Annotated in this window: 15 protein-coding genes; 6 read left to right on the plus strand and 9 right to left on the minus strand. The window is 43.1% G+C overall.

Annotated elements, in window-relative coordinates; translation table 11 throughout:
* Positions 1 to 40 precede the first annotated feature (40 nt).
* Both K5620_RS07665 and queF read right to left on the minus strand, forming a co-directional pair.
* Positions 41 to 2,215 carry a tetratricopeptide repeat protein gene (locus tag K5620_RS07665; RefSeq protein WP_016401204.1) on the minus strand — a complete coding sequence of 725 codons (2,175 nt, stop codon included), beginning with the start codon at positions 2,213 to 2,215 and terminating at the stop codon, positions 41 to 43.
* A 14-nt stretch (positions 2,216 to 2,229) separates the two neighbouring features.
* The gene (queF, locus tag K5620_RS07670; RefSeq protein WP_016401203.1) at positions 2,230 to 3,093 is read right to left on the minus strand and encodes an NADPH-dependent 7-cyano-7-deazaguanine reductase QueF; all 864 of its coding nucleotides are present in this window, start codon (positions 3,091 to 3,093) and stop codon (positions 2,230 to 2,232) included.
* 60 nt (positions 3,094 to 3,153) lie between these two features.
* On the opposite strand from queF, the gene syd reads away from it, so the two are divergent.
* Complete coding sequence (gene syd, locus K5620_RS07675) at positions 3,154 to 3,696, plus strand: SecY-interacting protein (protein ID WP_016401202.1); 543 nt, start codon at positions 3,154 to 3,156, stop codon at positions 3,694 to 3,696.
* 265 nt (positions 3,697 to 3,961) lie between these two features.
* Here syd and K5620_RS07680 read toward each other — a convergent pair whose 3' ends face one another.
* Genes K5620_RS07680 through K5620_RS07690 form a run of 3 tightly spaced genes read right to left on the minus strand, consistent with a single transcriptional unit; the run spans position 3,962 to position 6,078 of the window.
* Positions 3,962 to 4,735: a Zn-ribbon-containing protein gene (locus K5620_RS07680; RefSeq protein WP_016401200.1), complete on the minus strand. Its 774-nt coding sequence runs from the start codon at positions 4,733 to 4,735 to the stop codon at positions 3,962 to 3,964.
* A gap of 2 nt (positions 4,736 to 4,737) precedes the next feature.
* Positions 4,738 to 5,022, minus strand: a complete 285-nt coding sequence (locus K5620_RS07685; protein WP_016401199.1) for a hypothetical protein — start codon at positions 5,020 to 5,022, stop codon at positions 4,738 to 4,740.
* A 9-nt stretch (positions 5,023 to 5,031) separates the two neighbouring features.
* Entirely contained in the window at positions 5,032 to 6,078 is a 1,047-nt protein-coding gene (locus tag K5620_RS07690; protein WP_040307023.1) for a DUF3549 family protein, read from the minus strand.
* Positions 6,079 to 6,205: 127 nt separating this feature from the next.
* Between K5620_RS07690 and K5620_RS07695 the strand changes: the two genes are divergently transcribed.
* The 4 genes from K5620_RS07695 to K5620_RS07710 all read left to right on the plus strand — a co-directional run bounded on the left by K5620_RS07695 (position 6,206) and on the right by K5620_RS07710 (position 10,073).
* A complete protein-coding gene (locus K5620_RS07695) occupies positions 6,206 to 6,517 on the plus strand; it encodes a YqcC family protein (protein WP_040307034.1) in 312 nt (103 codons plus the stop codon).
* The gene (truC, locus tag K5620_RS07700; RefSeq protein WP_016401196.1) at positions 6,517 to 7,278 is read left to right on the plus strand and encodes a tRNA pseudouridine(65) synthase TruC; all 762 of its coding nucleotides are present in this window, start codon (positions 6,517 to 6,519) and stop codon (positions 7,276 to 7,278) included. Before K5620_RS07695 ends, truC begins: the two co-directional genes overlap by 1 nt.
* 419 nt (positions 7,279 to 7,697) lie before the next feature.
* On the plus strand, positions 7,698 to 8,984 hold the full coding sequence (locus tag K5620_RS07705; protein ID WP_016401195.1) for a carbohydrate porin: 1,287 nt from the start codon (positions 7,698 to 7,700) through the stop codon (positions 8,982 to 8,984).
* A 90-nt stretch (positions 8,985 to 9,074) separates the two neighbouring features.
* A complete protein-coding gene (locus tag K5620_RS07710; RefSeq protein ID WP_040307022.1) occupies positions 9,075 to 10,073 on the plus strand; it encodes a MalM family protein in 999 nt (332 codons plus the stop codon).
* 332 nt (positions 10,074 to 10,405) lie between these two features.
* Here the strand turns inward: K5620_RS07710 and lamB are convergent, their stop codons facing one another.
* Positions 10,406 to 11,698 carry a maltoporin LamB gene (gene lamB / locus K5620_RS07715; protein ID WP_040307021.1) on the minus strand — a complete coding sequence of 431 codons (1,293 nt, stop codon included), beginning with the start codon at positions 11,696 to 11,698 and terminating at the stop codon, positions 10,406 to 10,408.
* Between the two features lie 553 nt (positions 11,699 to 12,251).
* Between lamB and ptsG the strand changes: the two genes are divergently transcribed.
* Positions 12,252 to 13,688: a PTS glucose transporter subunit IIBC gene (gene ptsG, locus K5620_RS07720; protein ID WP_016401192.1), complete on the plus strand. Its 1,437-nt coding sequence runs from the start codon at positions 12,252 to 12,254 to the stop codon at positions 13,686 to 13,688.
* A gap of 59 nt (positions 13,689 to 13,747) precedes the next feature.
* Here ptsG and K5620_RS07725 read toward each other — a convergent pair whose 3' ends face one another.
* From K5620_RS07725 to glnD, 3 genes are all read right to left on the minus strand, one after another.
* Positions 13,748 to 14,125: a DUF3461 family protein gene (locus K5620_RS07725; protein ID WP_016401191.1), complete on the minus strand. Its 378-nt coding sequence runs from the start codon at positions 14,123 to 14,125 to the stop codon at positions 13,748 to 13,750.
* 190 nt (positions 14,126 to 14,315) lie between these two features.
* Positions 14,316 to 15,353: a 2,3,4,5-tetrahydropyridine-2,6-dicarboxylate N-succinyltransferase gene (gene dapD, locus K5620_RS07730; protein ID WP_016401190.1), complete on the minus strand. Its 1,038-nt coding sequence runs from the start codon at positions 15,351 to 15,353 to the stop codon at positions 14,316 to 14,318.
* A 36-nt stretch (positions 15,354 to 15,389) separates the two neighbouring features.
* Positions 15,390 to 17,999 carry a bifunctional uridylyltransferase/uridylyl-removing protein GlnD gene (glnD, locus tag K5620_RS07735; RefSeq protein ID WP_016401189.1) on the minus strand — a complete coding sequence of 870 codons (2,610 nt, stop codon included), beginning with the start codon at positions 17,997 to 17,999 and terminating at the stop codon, positions 15,390 to 15,392.
* Between the last annotated feature and the right edge of the window lie 8 nt (positions 18,000 to 18,007).

The raw sequence follows: 18,007 nt of genomic DNA on the forward strand, positions 1-18,007 counted from the left end.
AGCTCAAGTGTCATAGTTTTTGGCTGCTGTTTGCATAAGTTTACCAATTTATTAAGCTCTTATCGCTGGAAGCGTTTACTTTCACCAAGCCTTTGGCAATCGCTTGTTTTACATCTTGGGTAACGTCACTACAGAAAAATGCAGCATGTGAACCACTCATTGCTGTAAGTTCAACCCATTGGTTTTGATTAGTGTGTTTACAAAGCTGTTGAGCGCCTTCAAGAGCTAACCATACAACTTCGGTCATTCCTTTATCGTCAATTGCATCTTTAGCTTTAGCTAAAAATGGCAAGCTACAACATCCAATGGCCATAATTAGTTTTATTTTTTGTTGTTCTGCACATATTTTGGCTCGACCACTAAGCTGCTCGCCCAACTCTTGCGGACTTAAATCTGCTTGTTCTATGCATAACACCAACTGCTTGTCGCTAATATGACCTAAGTGGAAATCGCCTTCTATGTCTTCAATCAATTCTTCAATAAAGCGTTTAATTAGCTCGCGCTGAGCTTTAAAGCCAAGTGTTTGTTGGCTGGCTAGGCTAATGCTCTCTATCGAAAGCATTAATAGAATACGAGCTTGTTGTTTGTTGGACAGTTTGTCACGTAAACATACTAATGGTGCGTCGCTGTTCGCTAGCTGTTGCAGCCCCGTTACTGGGTGGTGATTGAGCTGATGGCTTATGTCGTTAAGCGAAGCGTTTCGACTCAGTAGCTTTTGACGGGTCACCAAGAATAGGAACAGCAGCATGATGCCAAATACACAAACCAGCACAAGTACCAATTGCTGAAAGTTACTTTGTTGCAAAATAATCGCTTTTTCACGAGTAAGGTCAGAGAGTTGCTGAGCTTGTTCTATGTATTGATAGTGTTGTTTAAACTGCTCGCGTTTAAGTTCATTACGAATTTGCTGATACTGCTGATTTAGGCTGTGGTAAACCTTAAACTGCTCTAGTGCTAACGCGTAGTTGCCATTTTTCTCATAAGCTTGTGTAAGCAGTTTATACACTTTACTGTGGCTGCTGCTTAGCCCCATGGTGTTAGCCAATTCTTCTGCTTTTTCTAGCTGCAAAATGGCTAAGCCGTTTTCGTTATTATTGATGTGTAATTCACCTAACAACAATAAGCTGCGCAGTAATTTGCCAGGTTGATTTAAGCTAATAAAAAGCTGTCGAGAAATTTGTAAGTGAACCAGTGCTGGTGTGTAGTCTGACAACTCCATATAGGTTTTGCCTAGTTGCAGCTCAATGTCCGCTAATAAGGGAAGGTTATTATTGGCTTTGGCTATCTCTTTCGCATTGAGGTAGTGCACTAGAGCTGCGTCTATATCTCCGGCTAGCTCTGACATATTGCCTAAGGTGGCAATCTCTTCGGCTTGTAAATCAAAATTACCTAAGTCAACCGCATTGGCAATAGCATCTTGTTGAATTTGTTGGGCTATTGCTAACTCTCCTTGCCCAAGGTATACCCGAGCGATATTGGCCTGTAGCATGCTGGTGAGCAACAGTGCTTCATTACTATTAATGTCTTGTTGGTCCAACTCGGCTTCACTTAAATGGCTAAGTGCCAGTTCAGGTTGACTGTTCGCTAGGTAATAATTAGCGAGTAATGCTTCGGACCAGGCGCGTAATATGGGGGATTTGCTGGCGTACGCTTCTTCTTTTGCTTTAAGTAGGTAGGTTTTTGCTTCGTTGCTTTTACCTTGGTTTAGATGATATAGCGCCAATACTTTTTGAAGTTGAAAGCGCATGTTAGGCAATGGGAAAATTTTGAGTTTATCTAAATTAGCTTGTGCCAGATTGAGGTAAGTTTCTGTTTCACTTGCTCGGTTAGGATCATTGCTCAACACTAATGCGGCAATGATGTAGGCTTGAGTTAAGTGAGCTTGATGTTGCTGTTGTTTCGCTAGCTCGATAGCTTGATCAATGTATTGCTGAGCCTGTCGGGTATCTTTGATTCGATAGGCGCATAGCGCACCGAGTTGATAACTTAGTAAGGTAACGCTTTGCGACTCAGCATTTTGAGGGGATTGTTGCTGATTGCTGAGTTGCTGCTCGGTTTGCCTTATGCATTCTCGAGGATTAGCAATCAGTAGCTGGCGCAGCGGCTCTAGTGCTTTGGGTACATGAACAAAACCGTGCTCGTAAGCAGAACTATTGAAGCTTACTAAGCACGTAATTAAGGCCAACAATCCAGTTAAATAAGCTTGAACTCTCAAGAAATAATTACCTTTTATTGGCGTAATAAACGCCAGTTACCTAATTTTTCGTCAACCTTAGGGTCATTAGAGCGCATAGGGTTTATGTCTAACCCACCGCGGCGGGTATAACGAGCATATACAGTTAAGGTACTGGGTTTACAAAACTGCATAATGTCACAAAAGATCCGCTCGACACACTGCTCATGAAACTCGTTGTGTTGACGAAAAGAGACCAAGTAACGAAGTAGAGCTTCTTGGTTTATTTTCGAGCCTTGATAATCGATGTAAACGCTGGCCCAATCTGGCTGATTAGTGATTAGGCAGTTTGATTTTAATAGATGGCTATTTAGCGTTTCATTGACTACATGCTGCGGGTCGGCTGCATTTTCTAAAAGGTTAGGGTCTAGCTCATAGTTGCTAATGCTAATCTCTTGTTGGTCAATATTAACGCCGGGAATTGGCCTTGAGTCCATTTCACTGGAGATAGGTAACAGTTTTACTTCTACATCGCCTTCAGCACAATGTTGTAAATCTTTCTCAAGGGTTGCAGCAACCTCATCAACGTTCTTAAAGTGGCTTTGGTTAAAGCTATTTAAGTACAACTTAAATGATTTTGACTCGATTAAGCAGCGCGAACTAGCAGCCACTTTTACCTCGGCTACCGCTACAACGGGCAAGCCCGATGGGGTTAACCAAGATAGTTCATACAAGTTCCATAAGTCGTAGCCGGTAAAAGGCAAGGCTTGGCTTTCATCCAAATTAATTTGCTGGCGATTTAAGGTTCGAGGTACGCCTTGTAATAACTCGGGAGAGTAGTGACTAATGTAATCGGTAGGCTTACCGAGGCTCAAACTGTCTTTTAACTGTTGCGAAGTGTTTAAAGGCTGCTTTTTCATGGTGTTGTTACATGGAATTAGTTAGGCTTAGTCTATCTTAATTCTTAGTGAAACACATCCATGAGCAGCGTCATATCACAACCATTATCTCTCGTTTTTAATAAGTTTGAACAGCATTGGCAAAGCAGCGCCTATCCGAAGGTTGAGTATGATGAGCAATGGTTGTCTCCTTGCATTATTGGAGAGCCAGAGCAACAAGAGGTGAGTTGGAAACCGGTGTTACGTGAGGATAAAGGAGATTTCTCTGGCATTGAGCGTGCCTTAGAAATAACTTTACACCCTAGTATTAAAGCATTTTACGGTGATTACTTCTCTGAAACCCTAGCGGTGGACTTTCAAAACAATCGCATTGAGTTGGTTCAAGCCTGGAATGAACAAGACTTTGAGATGCTACTTGAGAACATCATCGGCCATGTATTAATGCAACGTCGCTTGAAGCAAAAAGAAACGGTGTTTATTGCTAGTACAGAAGACGAGATGCAAGTCGTTAGCATCGATAATGATTCCGGAGAGGTTGTACTGGAGCAGTTAGGAAAAGGAATTGATCGAGTGCTGGCAAAAACACTGGAAGAGTTTGTTGCTAAATTTGAGCTATGTGACTAAGCCAGTTAACCTTCGCGGTTGAATTTTGTTGGAGATAAAATCGTTTTGGGTGCGGGTAGTAGAGCGTAGCCTAGCTACTTTAAGTATTCACTTATTAACTAAGAATAAGCATAACCAAAAGCATAAAACGATTTTAGCCAAACCCTTCGCGCAGCACTTGTGGCTGTTCTAATACTTTAGAGGCTTTTTGTTCTAGTTCAAAGCCTCTAACTTGTATAAACAACCGCAAATTGTTGCAAAGAGTTGCTCGAAAGAGCAACAAACTTTAGCGCTTAAAATCCCAAGAAATATTGGACACTAAACGGCAGGTGTCACATTTGAAGTCAAAAATGTCATGAACGGTGTTTTCTAATAACCAATCTCCACCGCAACTTGGGCAGCATCGTTCTTTTTCTGTTTCAAGGCTTTCGCCACCAACCCTATAGAGATACAAATAAGTCGGTACTTTACTTAAGTATTCCAAACGTTTAGTTAGGTCTGAGCCTCTGCGATAAAGGCGACTAGTGATATCACTCATCTCTTTTAATGCAGAATGTTCTAATATGCTGCCATTCATTTGCAGTTGGTCGCAGGCTGACCAATCTTCTTGCCACTTAATTAGCTGCTTGTGGTCGCCATTGGCAACTGCGGGCAAATGATAAAGCGGAATGGGGGTAAAATGGTCACCACAGCGAACTGGAGAACAACTTTGCAGATAATTAGTATACAAGACCTGCCAGCTAGGTGTTTCGCAAGTATCGCTGTCATCTGAGTTGATGTCTCGGCCAAGGTTTTTAAGTTTTGGGCTGAGTAAACCTGCCTCACTTAATGCTAGTTTGGCGCGTTTTACTTGCTTACTTTGAAAACTGTCTAATAGACTATTTTCCTCGGGACAAACTACTCGCACTGAAAATGCGGCGTCTTTCAAAACAACAGGGAACTCGCGACCAATGATTTGCCCATGGTAACGCCAACTATCTAACAATAGGTTTATCGCTTTTTCAGCGCGGGTAATGGTTGTGTCGGTATAGCATTCAAAGTTTACTTTGCTTAAGTACATCGTTAGTTCTTCGCTTCTAGTTGTTCGATGCGTTGCAATAGTAGCTGAACTTGGCTTTCTAGCTCCATCACGCGTTGTTCAATAGCCTTTGGTGCCTCTTTAACTGGAGGCGCTTCAGCCACAAGGTTTTCAACGATAGAGGGATCTTTCTTATAAGCATTTAGCGCTGCAATTACCGTAGGCATTGGTAGCCTGGTGGTGAGCTTACCTTTTACTAAAGCAAGAGTAGGTTGTTTGTTTTCATCCAATAAGGCTTTTATCGCGATCAATGCAATTTGCTGAGACATAACTAATCCTTAGTGGTGTTTAGGTGATTGATACAGTTTAATCAGCTGCGCAATGGATAGCTGCAGAGCTTCTGAGTTATTGGGGTCACGAAGCTGGGCTAATACAAAACTACGTAAGCTTGGAATGAATACTAAATCAGCGAAAATCTGTTGAAACAGCTCCGGGTCGTTTTGGTCCGCAATCGTTTCTAAGAAGTATTTGAGTAAATGTGGATCACTTAAGGATTGCCACAACCTTCCTGCCACCGCGATAAAGCTATGAATCGAATTTGCATTTGCAAGCTGTTGCTTAATTGCTTGATGGGTAAGCGGCTTAACAGAAGCCCCAGCTAAAGCTCGAAGATACAAGCTTGCAAGCTCTTCATTGCTTAACAATTGCTGCTGATGCAAAGATGCAATTACATGACTAAGCTGCTGATCTAACTTAGCATGTTCTAGTAATTCTAGGGTTTTGTTGGCAACTTCTAGTGGGAGATGTGGGAAGGCTTGGCTAAGCAGTTTACTATTATCATCTCTATCTAGCCTTGCCACTAAGTCTGCTATGCCTTGCAGTGCTAGGCTCTGCCAATTTCCCCATTCACCATCGTTTTGCAAATAGCGACGAACAGCCAAGTAATGCTCCGATGGCGCTAATTGAGTATCTCTTTTATATATGGCATTAAAAAAAGCGAGCTTTTCCTCAATGGGTTTATAGATATATTGATTGTTGGCTAATGCCTGTTGTTGCTCTTCACTCGGTTTAAGATTTAGTTCTTGCCCTAGTGCTTCAATAACCAGTTGGATGAACTGATCGCGCGCAGCAAGATTGATAAAGCCTTGCTCGTTAACTGGTAATTGCAAAAACCATATATAAGGTGTTGTAGATTGTTGCTTTTGCCAAAAACAAACTGCAAATCTAGCATGTTGTTGAATGGGGGCAGGGTAGGGCTGCTTTGCTACTTCCATTTGGTAGAAGTCTTGGTTGCTGATGTGATGGATCTGTCGACCCATTTCATACACCCGTAGGTCACTGCCCGAAGCCTGAAGGATTTCGCTTAATGTGCTTAGTTTATTCATTGTTACTGTTCGATCCACAACATTTGGCGTCAGTATCCACATTTATAGTGGAGAGGGCAATTATCTCAGTTTGGTAGGTAATGTTAGAGTGGAATGTTACACTGCGATTTTTGCTTTAATGAATACGATGCCGCAACAAATCATGCCATTGCTTTTGGAACTTGAGCAGTGCTTAAAACAAACTAATAGTTGGCAAAACACCCTACCAAGTAACGAGCTACTTGCTAGTACTCAGCCATTTTGTATCGACACCTTAAGTTTGCCGCAATGGTTACAGTTTATTTTTATCCCTAAAATGCGTGAACTCATTGAACTAGGTGCCCCGTTACCTCAAAAAGTTGAGATAAGCCCTTACGCAGAAGAGGCGGTAAAGCAATTGGCATTTGACGCTAAGCCCTTGTTGGACGTTATAAAAACAATCGATGAGAGCTTTAAGTAATGACTGACGACTTTAAGCCTAATGAAGAGCTTGTTGAAGCTATTCCAGAACAACTTCAGATCTTGTTTGAAGATGACCATTATGTAGCGGTATATAAACCGGTTGGATTGTTAGTTCACCGAAGTTGGATAGCTAAAGACGCCACCCAATTTGCTTTACAGATTTTGCGTGATCAAATTGGCCAATATGTTTACCCAGTGCACCGCTTAGACAGACCAACCAGTGGTGTACTTATCATGGCTAAGTCATCTGAAGCTGCCCGTAAGCTTTCCGAACAATTTGCTGCACAACATATAGATAAGCAATACCTTGCTTTGGTTAGAGGTTATATAGAGGGGGAACACCAGCTAGATTATCCGTTGAAGGAAAAGCTAGATAAGATGGTGGATGCTAAGGCACAGCAGGATAAACCTGCCCAGTCAGCCCTTACTTTTTACACTGGATTACAAAAAGCAGAGTTACCATATCCATCAGGTAAATTTGCAACTTCTCGGTATAGTTTAGTGTCACTTAAACCTAAAACTGGAAGAAAGCACCAATTGCGCCGTCACATGCATCACCTAAGTCATCATATTGTTGGTGACACTACTTACGGCGATGGTCGTCACAACCGCTTATTTCGTGAGCTGGGGCTACCTGGGCTTTGGTTGTTTTCTAAGCAATTACGCTTCGTTCATCCTTATACTGACAACGAAATCATCATCGATTGCCCCATGCCCGAGCGCTGGAAACAGCTATTTAAGCGAATGTCTTGGAAATAGTTCCCTTTTTATTGGTGATCTATGTCACACTTGTGAAAGGTAATTGGAACTTTGAAAAGGCTTTCATGGTCGTGAAAAAAAATTACTTTTTTTAGGTCTTAACCTTAAATATTAGTTCAAATTTTGGTTTTTTTTAGTAATTAACCTACTGAAAGCCTTTTCTTTGTGATTGAAAGCATTTTCAAGGCTTTTCTTATGGTCATTGGATGATGTGATCCATACCTTGTTTTCACCCCTGAAACCCTTGTTTTCAAGCGATTTTCAGAAAAATCATTCTGTGAGCTAGTTCAAAGTTGTCTGGAAATAGGCTCCCTATAATCCATCTCAGTTAGCGGATATAAGCACACTTACAAATGCACCGCTGGCTCTTACTAAATAAGGTAAGGGACTTAGTAGTTCTAAAGGAAAAGGAAAGGATTATGAAACTGAAAACACTTGCTGTTGCAGTTACTGCGGCAACAATTTCTTCAAGCGCATTCGCTCTTGATTTCAACGGTTACTTCCGTGCTGGCTTCGGCTTAAACGCTGATGGTGGTTCACAGTACTGTTATGGTGATGGTGGCCCTAACGCTCACGTTGTTGGTCGTTTAGGTGATGAGTGTGATACTTACGCAGAGTTAGCATTGAGCCAAAACGTTGTAGAACGTAACACTGGTGAAAAGTTCTCTATTCACACTTTAGTTGCTTACGGTACTCAAGAAGGTAACACTGACCAACGTGGTAACTCTTGGCAGGGCGTAGGCGAAGCTTCAGACCCATGGTCTGGTCAGCGTCTATCTTTCCGTGAAGCTTACGCTAAGTACACTATGGCTAGCGGCACAGAAATCTGGGCTGGTAACCGTTACTACGGTCGTAAAGATGTACACATTAACGACTGGTACTACGTAAACGGTTCTGGTTACGGTGCTGGTGTTGATAGCATTGACCTAGGCTTCGCTCGTTTGGGTGTAGCTGTACGTCATAACAAATGGCATGATGTAGGTGGTGACGATAGCCAACCTTACACTTCAACTCCTCAATTAGACGTTCGTTTAAGCGGTATTGATATTGGTTTAGGTTCTATTGATTTAATCGCTATGGGCGGCAAAGCTAACCTAAGTGATGCTCAAGAAGATGCTCAAACTGATGGCAGCTACAACGACAAAACTGGTGTTCAGTTAACTGCTGAGTGGGCTGTTGGTCTACCTGGTGGCTTCAACAAGTTAGTTGCTCAGTACTCTACTGAAGGCTACGGTTGGTCTGGTTACGGTATGAACAACCATTTAGGTGATTCATACAACATCGGTGGTGGCGGTGACTTAGGTCGTAAATCATGGCGTATCATTGACCACGGTGTGGTTAAATTTGGTAGCAATGTAGATATGGGTTGGTCTGCTTTTTACTCGCAACTTGATCAAGACGACGCGGGTGATAACAACAAGAGCGATGGTACTCGTTACGGCGTAACAATACGTCCTCGTTACTTGTGGAACAACACCATGAGCACAATCCTTGAAGCTGCATACTACAATGCAGAAGACCCATGGATGAGCGAAAGTGCTGACCTTAACAAGGTTGCATTAGCTCAAGCTTGGTCTCCTCTTCAAGAGAAAGGTGGTTTCTGGGCACGTCCTGAAATCCGTATCTTCGTAGCGAAGTTCGGTGGCGACATGGCTCAAGAGAAAAATGACCTTATGTACGGCGCTCAAGTTGAAGCTTGGTGGTAAACACTGCTTTTTAACTTAAATAGTTAGAACGCTAGTCAAGACCCTTAAAATAGAATATTTTAAGGGTCTTTTAGTTTTGAGGAGGTAGTAATGAGAACGAAACTTGGTGTAGTAGTTCTAACTTCAATGATAGGTTTGACAGCGTGTAGCTCTGGCTCAGATAGCTCTATGCTAAGCGGAGGCGCTGATACTCGGTACCTATACGCAGATACCCTTGTTACAGGGCGTACATTAGACTCGGCACCAGTTTGTTGTAATAGTTTTCAGGATATCAGCTATAAAGCCACTAGTTATAACTACCAAGCTGAAGAAGCGATAGACCAAAATCGTCAAGCATTTCAGTTCAATACGGGAAAAAGTTTTATATTAGCTTATAAGTTGCCTGACCTGGGTGAAGACATTCCTATCACGCTAGAAGCGCAAATTGGTGAAACAGTATTTGCTCCCACAGTTGCTTTATTAAATGAGAATTTTGAAGTATTAAGAGTATTGACCGCTGATTTTTTTAAGTATGTAGAGGCTAAGCACTTTAAGCCCAATATGTTAGCGGCTACTTTTAAGATCCGCTTGGCGTCGGGCTTACCAGAAGAGCGTGAGCGCTACATGATTGTATATACAACAGATCAATCATTGAGCGATGAGACTCAAATTGTGCACCCAGCTAGGACATATGCAAAAGCTCAGGCTAAAGCTGATCCAGGTCTACCTGATCCACTAATTCCACATTCCGCTATGGGAATGGTGAATATGACATTTAACTCTGCCAACTCTTCGGTTTTTTCTGATCAAGCTTGGTTTGGTGGGAAAAAAGAAGAGCCTCTTCCTTCTCCCTCTAGTCAGGGAACCGTGGCAGCAGCCAGCTCCGCTGGAGCAGCCGTGGCCGTTTCATCAACAAATTCAAGCGGCACTGATAATAGAACCCTTAAAAAAGCGATGCTTCCTGAAACTGAGGCGTTCTACAACAAGCTTATCGAAGACATGATTAATAATGATGAAGTAGAAAAAGCGCTTAAGTTGGTAGAAGAAGCAGAATATGCAGGCTCACGCTCAGCAAGAAATACTTTTATTGAAGCTGTGAAAAACAAATAAGGTTTCTTTTCGTTTGATATTAAGCCAGCGTTTAGCTGGCTTTTTTGTTGCTTGATATCCAGTATAAGCGGGTATGTGCTAATTATGTTTAGTTGTTGTGGCCTTAGTAAAACATCTTGTGCGGTGAGTAGGGTGGGGAAAGGCTTATCTGGGTTCAGTCAAAAAGGCAGTTCGCATAATGTTCGCACAATGTTCCGCGTTATTCAGTGCTCTTATTTTACGAGTCTTATCGATGAGAGCATTTGGGGTTGTTAGTGAAGGTGAGAGACTTACTAGCAATAAAAAAGCCCTCTTTACGAGGGCTAAAAATAGGCATTTTTATTGTTTGGTGTTTACCACCAAGCTTCGGCTTGGAAACCAAAGGTTACTTCATCTTTCGAGCTAGAGTCACGAGAGATGTATTGGTCTGATTTTGCGTAAGTAGCAAATGCACGAAGAGCTGGGCGTGCAAATACATTTGGACCAGCTTGCCACTGCTGGGCAATAGTTACTTTAGCTAGCTTGTTATCTTCGCTACCATTAGCTTTAGCAGCATCTTGGAATTCAACTACATCGTAGCCTAAGTCTAAGATGGTAGATAAGTTATTGCTCCAGTTGTACTGAGGACGAACACCAACAGTGAACAAAGTAGAGCCTTTGTTATCATCTTTGTCATAGTTTTCGTAGTTAACTACGTAAGACATGGCTGTTGATTCGCCTAAATCAACCACACCCCAGTTTAGTAAACGGTACCAGCTGCCTTCATTGCTGTCGGTGCGGTAAACCGGATCATCACCTTCGTCAGCCATATTTTCGTAGCCAAACCCGCGCAGTTGACCACTTGCGCCAATACCCGCCATAGCGTCTGTTGCGTAAGATACAGAGAACTTGTTAAAGCCACCAAAGAAATCACCTTGAGTGTGCTCAGCCATCACGAACACGCCGTTGTCTTTTTGGTTTTCGATGTTGAAATCTTGGTCGGCCGCTTCAGAGTACATGCCGTAAATACCTACTAAGCTCAACTCGCCGTTTGAGTTAGTAGAGATTCCGTCTAGGCGTAAATCTAAGTTGTTACCTGAGAAATCAGCCATAGTTTGACCAGAGCCGGCAATGTTGGCATCAAATAATGCTTCAGAGGTATTGCGAACCCATGCAGCAGAAAGCTTAGCAAAGCCTACATCGATGTTTTCGATACCAGCACCTGCACCAGCATTTGCTAAGTAGTAGTAGTCAATTTGGTGAACGTCACGACGTTGGTAAAAACGCTTACCAGCCCAAAGGTTTGAACCTTCGAAAGATTCAACCATGTTTTGGCCAGAAACGTACATTTCGCGCACTGCAGAAGGGCTTTCTTCCCAATCGTTACGTTGATCTACAGAGTGAGCAAGTAGGGTATGTACACCCATTGCTTTGTTGCCCTCTTCATACAAAGGTGCAGATAATGCTATTTCTGCATAGGTTTCACATTCGTTACCCAAACGGTGCTTATATGGTGAGCCGTCGGCTTGGAAGCACATTTGCTCGCCGCCTGAACCGGTAGCGCCAATTCCTGAACGCATGTAACCGTTAAATTCTGGTGTTGCGGCAATTGCTTGAGTTGACATCGCGGCTGATGCTACTGCGATCGAAAGTGTTTTTAATTTCATTACATAAACCTTATGTGTATTAATTTCCAAATTAGGACATAAATAAGCACCCTGTTCTGTAAATTCCAATTCCTATGGAACATTATGTCGAAAGTATTGTCTCAGTAGTTTTGTGGTTTGTCGTGTGAGGAAACTCACAGTTGAAGCGTGAAAACCCTTTCTTATGCTTTTATTTGTCTATTTGGTGGTTTTTCGTTCTGTATTCGGTATTAATTTTGGTTTTGTGTGCTTTTGTTGTGCGTGTTGGGGGAAGCTAGCAGATTGTTAGTTTATGGGGAGGTAGAAGGTGAATAAAACGAAATAGTTACTCGATGTGGCATTTTTATCTGAATTGAAATCAAGTGTTACAAAGTGTTACAAAAAGTGAGGTTTAACTTGTGCCAAATCGCATTTTTCTATTCCGTACCCGCCTAAACTAAGGCCCTGAAATCGTAAGAAAACGAATTTAGCGGCAACATCAAAATAATTATATTTAAGCCGCTTAAAAATTGGCCTTTTGAAGGAAAATGGCTAAGGCTTTATTTAGTTTACTATCAGCCCCTAGGAGCTCACTATGTTTAAAAATTTGTTTGCGCAAGCGCAAAAGGTAGGTAAAGCACTGATGCTACCCGTATCAGTTCTACCTGTTGCGGGTATCTTGCTTGGTGTAGGTGCAGCCGACTTTAGTTGGATGCCAAGTATTGTTTCAGAGTTAATGGAAAATGCTGGTGGTTCAGTATTTGGCCAAATGGCGTTGTTGTTTGCCGTTGGCGTTGCTTTAGGCTTTACTAATAATGATGGTGTAGCTGCATTAGCGGCCATTGTTGGTTACGGTATTATGACCGCTACACTGGGTGTTATGGCCGGTGTAATGGGAGTTGAGAAGATTGATACCGGAGTACTAGGTGGTATTTTAGCTGGTGGTGTAGCTGGTTGGGCGTTTAATCGCTTCTTCCGCATTCAACTACCTGCCTACCTTGGTTTCTTCGCGGGTAAGCGAAGTGTGCCGATTATCACTGGTTTCCTAACTATTTTCTTAGGTGTGGTACTAGCATTTATTTGGCCGCCAATCGGTAACGGTATTGCAGCATTCTCTCACTGGGCTGCTGAGCAAAACCCAACTCTTGCCTTTGGTATCTACGGTGTGGTTGAACGCTCACTAATTCCATTTGGATTGCACCACGTTTGGAATGTTCCATTCTTCTTCGAGGCTGGCCAGTGTACAACTGCGGCTGGCGAAGTGGCTAACGGCGTATTAACTTGTTACCTACAAGCAGACGAGGCGTCTCGTGCTGCGGGCAATGGCTTTGGTCAACTTGCTGGTGGTTACATGTTTAAAATGTACGGCCTACCTGCTGCTGCTATTGCAATTTGGCATGCTGCTAAACCAGAGAACCGCGCTAAAGTTGGCGGTATCATGATCTCGGCTGCGCTTACTTCATTCCTAACTGGTATTACCGAACCAATTGAATTTGCGTTCTTGTTTGTTGCTCCGGTTCTTTACGTAATTCACGCTTTATTAGCTGGTTTGGCTTTCGTAATTACCAATACTCTAGGTATGGTTCACGGCACCTCATTCTCACACGGTTTAATTGACTTCATCGTACTATCGAGCAATGCTCAGAAAATGTGGTTGTTCCCTGTAATTGGTTTGGGTTATGCCGCTGTTTACTACACTGTATTCCGTGTGGTTATTGCTAAATTAGACCTTAAAACCCCAGGCCGTGAAGACGAAGACGAGTCTGCTAGTGCTGCAGCTCCGGTATCTGAAGACGAAATGTCTAAGAACCTAGTAGAAGCGTTTGGCGGTAAAGCTAACATTGTTAGCCTAGATGCTTGTATCACTCGCTTACGTATTCAGGTTAAGTCGGTAGAATCTGTTGACCAACCAAAGCTTAAGAGCTTAGGTGCAGCTGGTGTAGTAGTTGCTGGCCAAGGTGTTCAAGCTATCTTTGGTACTAAGTCAGACAACTTGAAAACTGATATGGAAGCTTACCTAGCAACCGTTTAAGGTATAGTGTAAGTGTTGAAAAGGAGGCTTAAGCCTCCTTTTTTTATCTGTTTTTAGCTTTATAAACGCTCTAGCTTAGCCTCAATCTCAGCAATTTTATTAGATACTACCTTTTCCAAATGTCTTAACTCAGAAAGTACTTGTTGTTTGGTATCTTTTTCTTGTTGGTCTCTGCGAGTAATTTTATCTAGTTCTTCTACGATAAAACGTAGGTTTGCGTTTATTTCAGTTGTATCTTTGTAAGTGCCGCGACCACCATCAATGAGTACAGTCTTTTTCTGCCTTGGATATTTGAATTTTACACTGCGGGTGAGAAAGTCACCTTTTTCCTTATGGAAGTAAATCTTGAGCGTATCAGAATTGGCTTCTTGGCGGAGGCTGTAACGTTCAATGTCGCTTGGGTTGGTAATGCCAATGCTTTTTAGATTTTTGTACATACAATTTCCTTCATAACGAATTGTCATTCTAGTGCTAGAAACAGTCGCCGCCGCATTGTTCTGCAGAGCCTGTATATTGCAGCATAGCTCATTACGCGTAGAAGGAGTGTGAACTAGTGGGCTTTTTATGTGGAGGAATTTAAGAGGGAAAGTAGGCCCAAGCTACTGCAGTAACTTGAGCCGTTTTAACTTAGTTATGTGCGTGTAGCTCTTCGTTTAAGGCAATCGCTGTTTTGTTGGTTAAACATTCGATTGCGCCAGTAAGGCTATTACGGCGGAATAGCAGATCTGATTTACCTGCAAGCTCACGGGCTTTAATGGTGCCTGCTTGTTGCTTGTTTTCGTCTATTAGCAACACTTTGGTACCTGAGGTGATGTATAGGCCAGACTCAATGGTACAGCGGTCTCCTAGTGGTATGCCAGTACCAGCGTTTGCACCAATTAGCGATTCTTCACCTACTGCGATAACAATGTTACCACCGCCTGACAGAGTCCCCATGGTTGAACAACCACCACCTAAATCAGAGCCTTTACCTACAAATACTCCAGCAGAGATACGGCCTTCGATCATGCTAGTGCCTGCAGTACCTGCATTAAAATTACAGAAACCTTCGTGCATAATTGTAGTGCCTTCGCCGATGTAAGCACCTAGGCGCACCCGTGAAGTTGCCGCAATGCGCACGCCACTTGGTACCACGTAGTCAGCCATTTTCGGAAACTTATCTACAGAAGTAACCTGTAGTAATTCACCTTTAGCACGGGCTTCTAACTGGCGGGCTGGTAACTCGGCTAGATCAATAGCACCTTGGTTAGTCCACGCTACGTTAGGAAGTACCGCAAAGATGCCGCTTAAATCGGTACCGTGAGGTTTAACTAAGCGGTGAGAGAGCAGGTGCAGTTTAAGGTAAGCTTCTGGTGTTGAGGCAGCTGCATCATCTTGGCTTAGTAAACATAAAACGCGAGGCTGTTTGCTGCCTAATAAAGCGTTAAGCGCTGTTACTTGCGCTGCTAAACCTAGAGCTTCAGCATTGGCGATTAGAATGTTCAATGCTGTATCGTCTAGTTCAATGTCTTGTTTGCCATTGTTGTAATCTAAACCTTTAGTTAGGCCTGATACTTCTGCTTCGCTTGGGTTTAAAACCGGAGCAGGGTAAAAAACTTCTAGCCATTGGCCATTTGCGTTTTTACTTCCCACACCAACGGCGTAACTAAAAAAGTCTTTAGACATGGTTGTCTCCAAAATAGTGGTTGAGCTTGCTAAATATTATTGTTTGAGTGCTTGTTCCAGAATGCTCTTAAGCTGCTGCTTTTGCTCTGGACTTAGCTTTTCACGTTCACAGTTACTAATACTGAAGAAATCTTCTGCTTTCTCACCAATGGTGGTGACTTTAGCTGCGTGAATCGTGTAATTAAAGGATTGAAATACGGCGCTAATTTTAGCCAATAAACCAGGTTTATCCAAGGCGACAACTTCAATCAAGGTTCGATTACCTTTGGTGGGCAAAAACTCTACACGAGGTGCGATAGAGAACTGTTGCACTTGGCGCGGCACACGGCGCTGTTTCAAATCAATTGGCGCTGCAACATGAAGCTTTTCGGCCAATGTTTGCTGCAGCAAAATACCGCGCTCAAGTGAGAGAGGTTCGCCCTCATGATCGAGCACCACAAAGGTATCAAGTACAAAACCATCACGGCTCGACATGATCTGCGCATCATGAATATTCAGATTCTTTTGATCTAGTTCAGCGGCAACTGATGCAAATAAATGCGGTATATCTTGGCAATGGATAAATATCTCTGTGCCGCCGCGAGTTGCGCGACGACTAACCAATACTAAAGGCTGGTCTTCGCTGTGGCCCCATAAGTGGTCGCTGTGCCAAGCAATTTGCTGAGGAGTGTGGCGCAGAAAGTAATCGGCCCTAAAACGCTGCCATAAGCCGCGCACTTGCTCTTCTGAATAGCCTTTAAGCTCTAATTGCTGAATGGCTTTCTTCTGCTTATCTCTAATTACCCCACGAATATCGACAGGATTTTCCAAGCCTCTTCGTAAGGCTTTTTGTGTCGAATTATAAAGTTCGCTTAATAAGGTTCGCTTCCAGCTGTTCCAGGTATCGTCATTGGTTGCGCAAATATCTGCTACCGTTAAACAAAGCAACATGTCTAGGTGGCGTTGATCACGTACGACCTTAGCAAACTCGGTAATCACTTCAGGATCATAAATATCGCGGCGTTGAGCGGTTACCGACATCAATAAGTGGTGCTTAACTAGCCACGCTACGGTGCGAGCGGAGGGTTTACTAAATCCATGAGCCAAACAGAACTCTTCGGCATCTACCGCACCCAAGGTTGAGTGATCGCCTTTGCGTCCTTTAGCAATATCATGAAAAATGGCTGCTAAAGCCAGTAAATCGGGTCGTTCTAAACGCGGGTATACTTGGCAACAAAGAGGGTGAACCTCTTTGGTTTTTTCATCATTAAACGAATGGATTTTGTTAATCAGGCGATGGGTATGCTCATCAACTGTGAAAGCATGGAATAAATCAAATTGCATCTGACCAACAATGCGGCTCCAAGCAGGAAAATAGGTTGATAAAACCCCATAGCGGTGCATTAAGGTCAGCGGTAGCCCAGTCACGTTAGGATGTTTAATAAGGCGTCTAAAGTAGCGGCGACACTCTGGTATATCTTGCAACCAATGGGTTAGTCGGCGTCTTGCTTCGCGTAACTGGCGCAAGGTTGCTGAGTAAATACCGGTAATCTTCGGATTATCGGCAATGTGTAAAAACATCACCAAAATTTGTTCAGGTTGCTCTAAAAACAGCTGGCCATTAGCGCTATCAATTAGGTTGCCGCGTAGCATAAAGTTTTCATCGACTGGCTGAACATCCATGGCGGTGTTACCAAGGATCGCTTCATCGAAGAGCTGCAGTAGCATTTCATTTAATTCGGAAATTCGACGCACCGTTTGGAAGAAGTGCTTCATTAAGCGCTCAACGGGCGCATTGTGCTCACCGCTATAACCCAATGACTGAGCTACAGCTAACTGGCGATCAAATAACAAACGGTCATCACTTTTAGGCAAGTGAATATGCAGCGCAAAGCGCACTCGCCACAAAAAATCGCGACAATCTTGCAGTTCTCTGCACTCTGCTAAAGTAAGGAAGTTTTGTTTAGTGAGTTCATCTAAGTCGCTACTGCCAAAATGGCGGCCGGCTACCCAACAAATCGTTTGAATATCACGTAAGCCACCAGGGTTAGCTTTAATATCTGGTTCTAAGGAATACGCATTACCTTTGTATTGGCGGTGACGACTTAGTTGCTCATCCTTTTTGGCGCGGAAAAAAGCTTCGCTAGGCCAAAAACTGTCGGCGCAAACGGCCATACAGAGCTCTTGATACAGTGCTTTATCACCAAACAGCAAACGTGACTCTTGCAAGTTGGTAGCAATAGTAATGTCTTCTAGACCTAGCTCTAAACACTCTTTGAGCGTCCGAACACTTTGGCCTACATCTAAGCGTATATCCCACAGTAAGGTAATAAACGCTGATATTTTGTCCGCTATTGCTGGTTTAACTTGCTCTCGTGTGAGAATAAGAATGTCGATATCTGAACGAGGGTGTAGTTCGCCTCGGCCATAACCACCTACGGCAAGCAACGAGAGCTCTGGGTGATCGGCTAAACCAAAATGCTTCCACAAACAGTTAAGTAACAAGTCCATTTGTTGAGAGCGCAACTGCACTAACTCAACGACATGCACGCCCTGGTTGAACTGATCGGCTAAGTACTCTTGCAGTTCGTCTAGATATCGCTTACTACTTTTAAGCGATATCTCTTCTACGCAGGGCAAAGGCGGTGCTGCTAACGTCGTTTCCATGACTATAC

The sequence above is a fragment of the Agarivorans albus genome (assembly GCF_019670105.1).
Taxonomy (GTDB): domain Bacteria; phylum Pseudomonadota; class Gammaproteobacteria; order Enterobacterales; family Celerinatantimonadaceae; genus Agarivorans; species Agarivorans albus.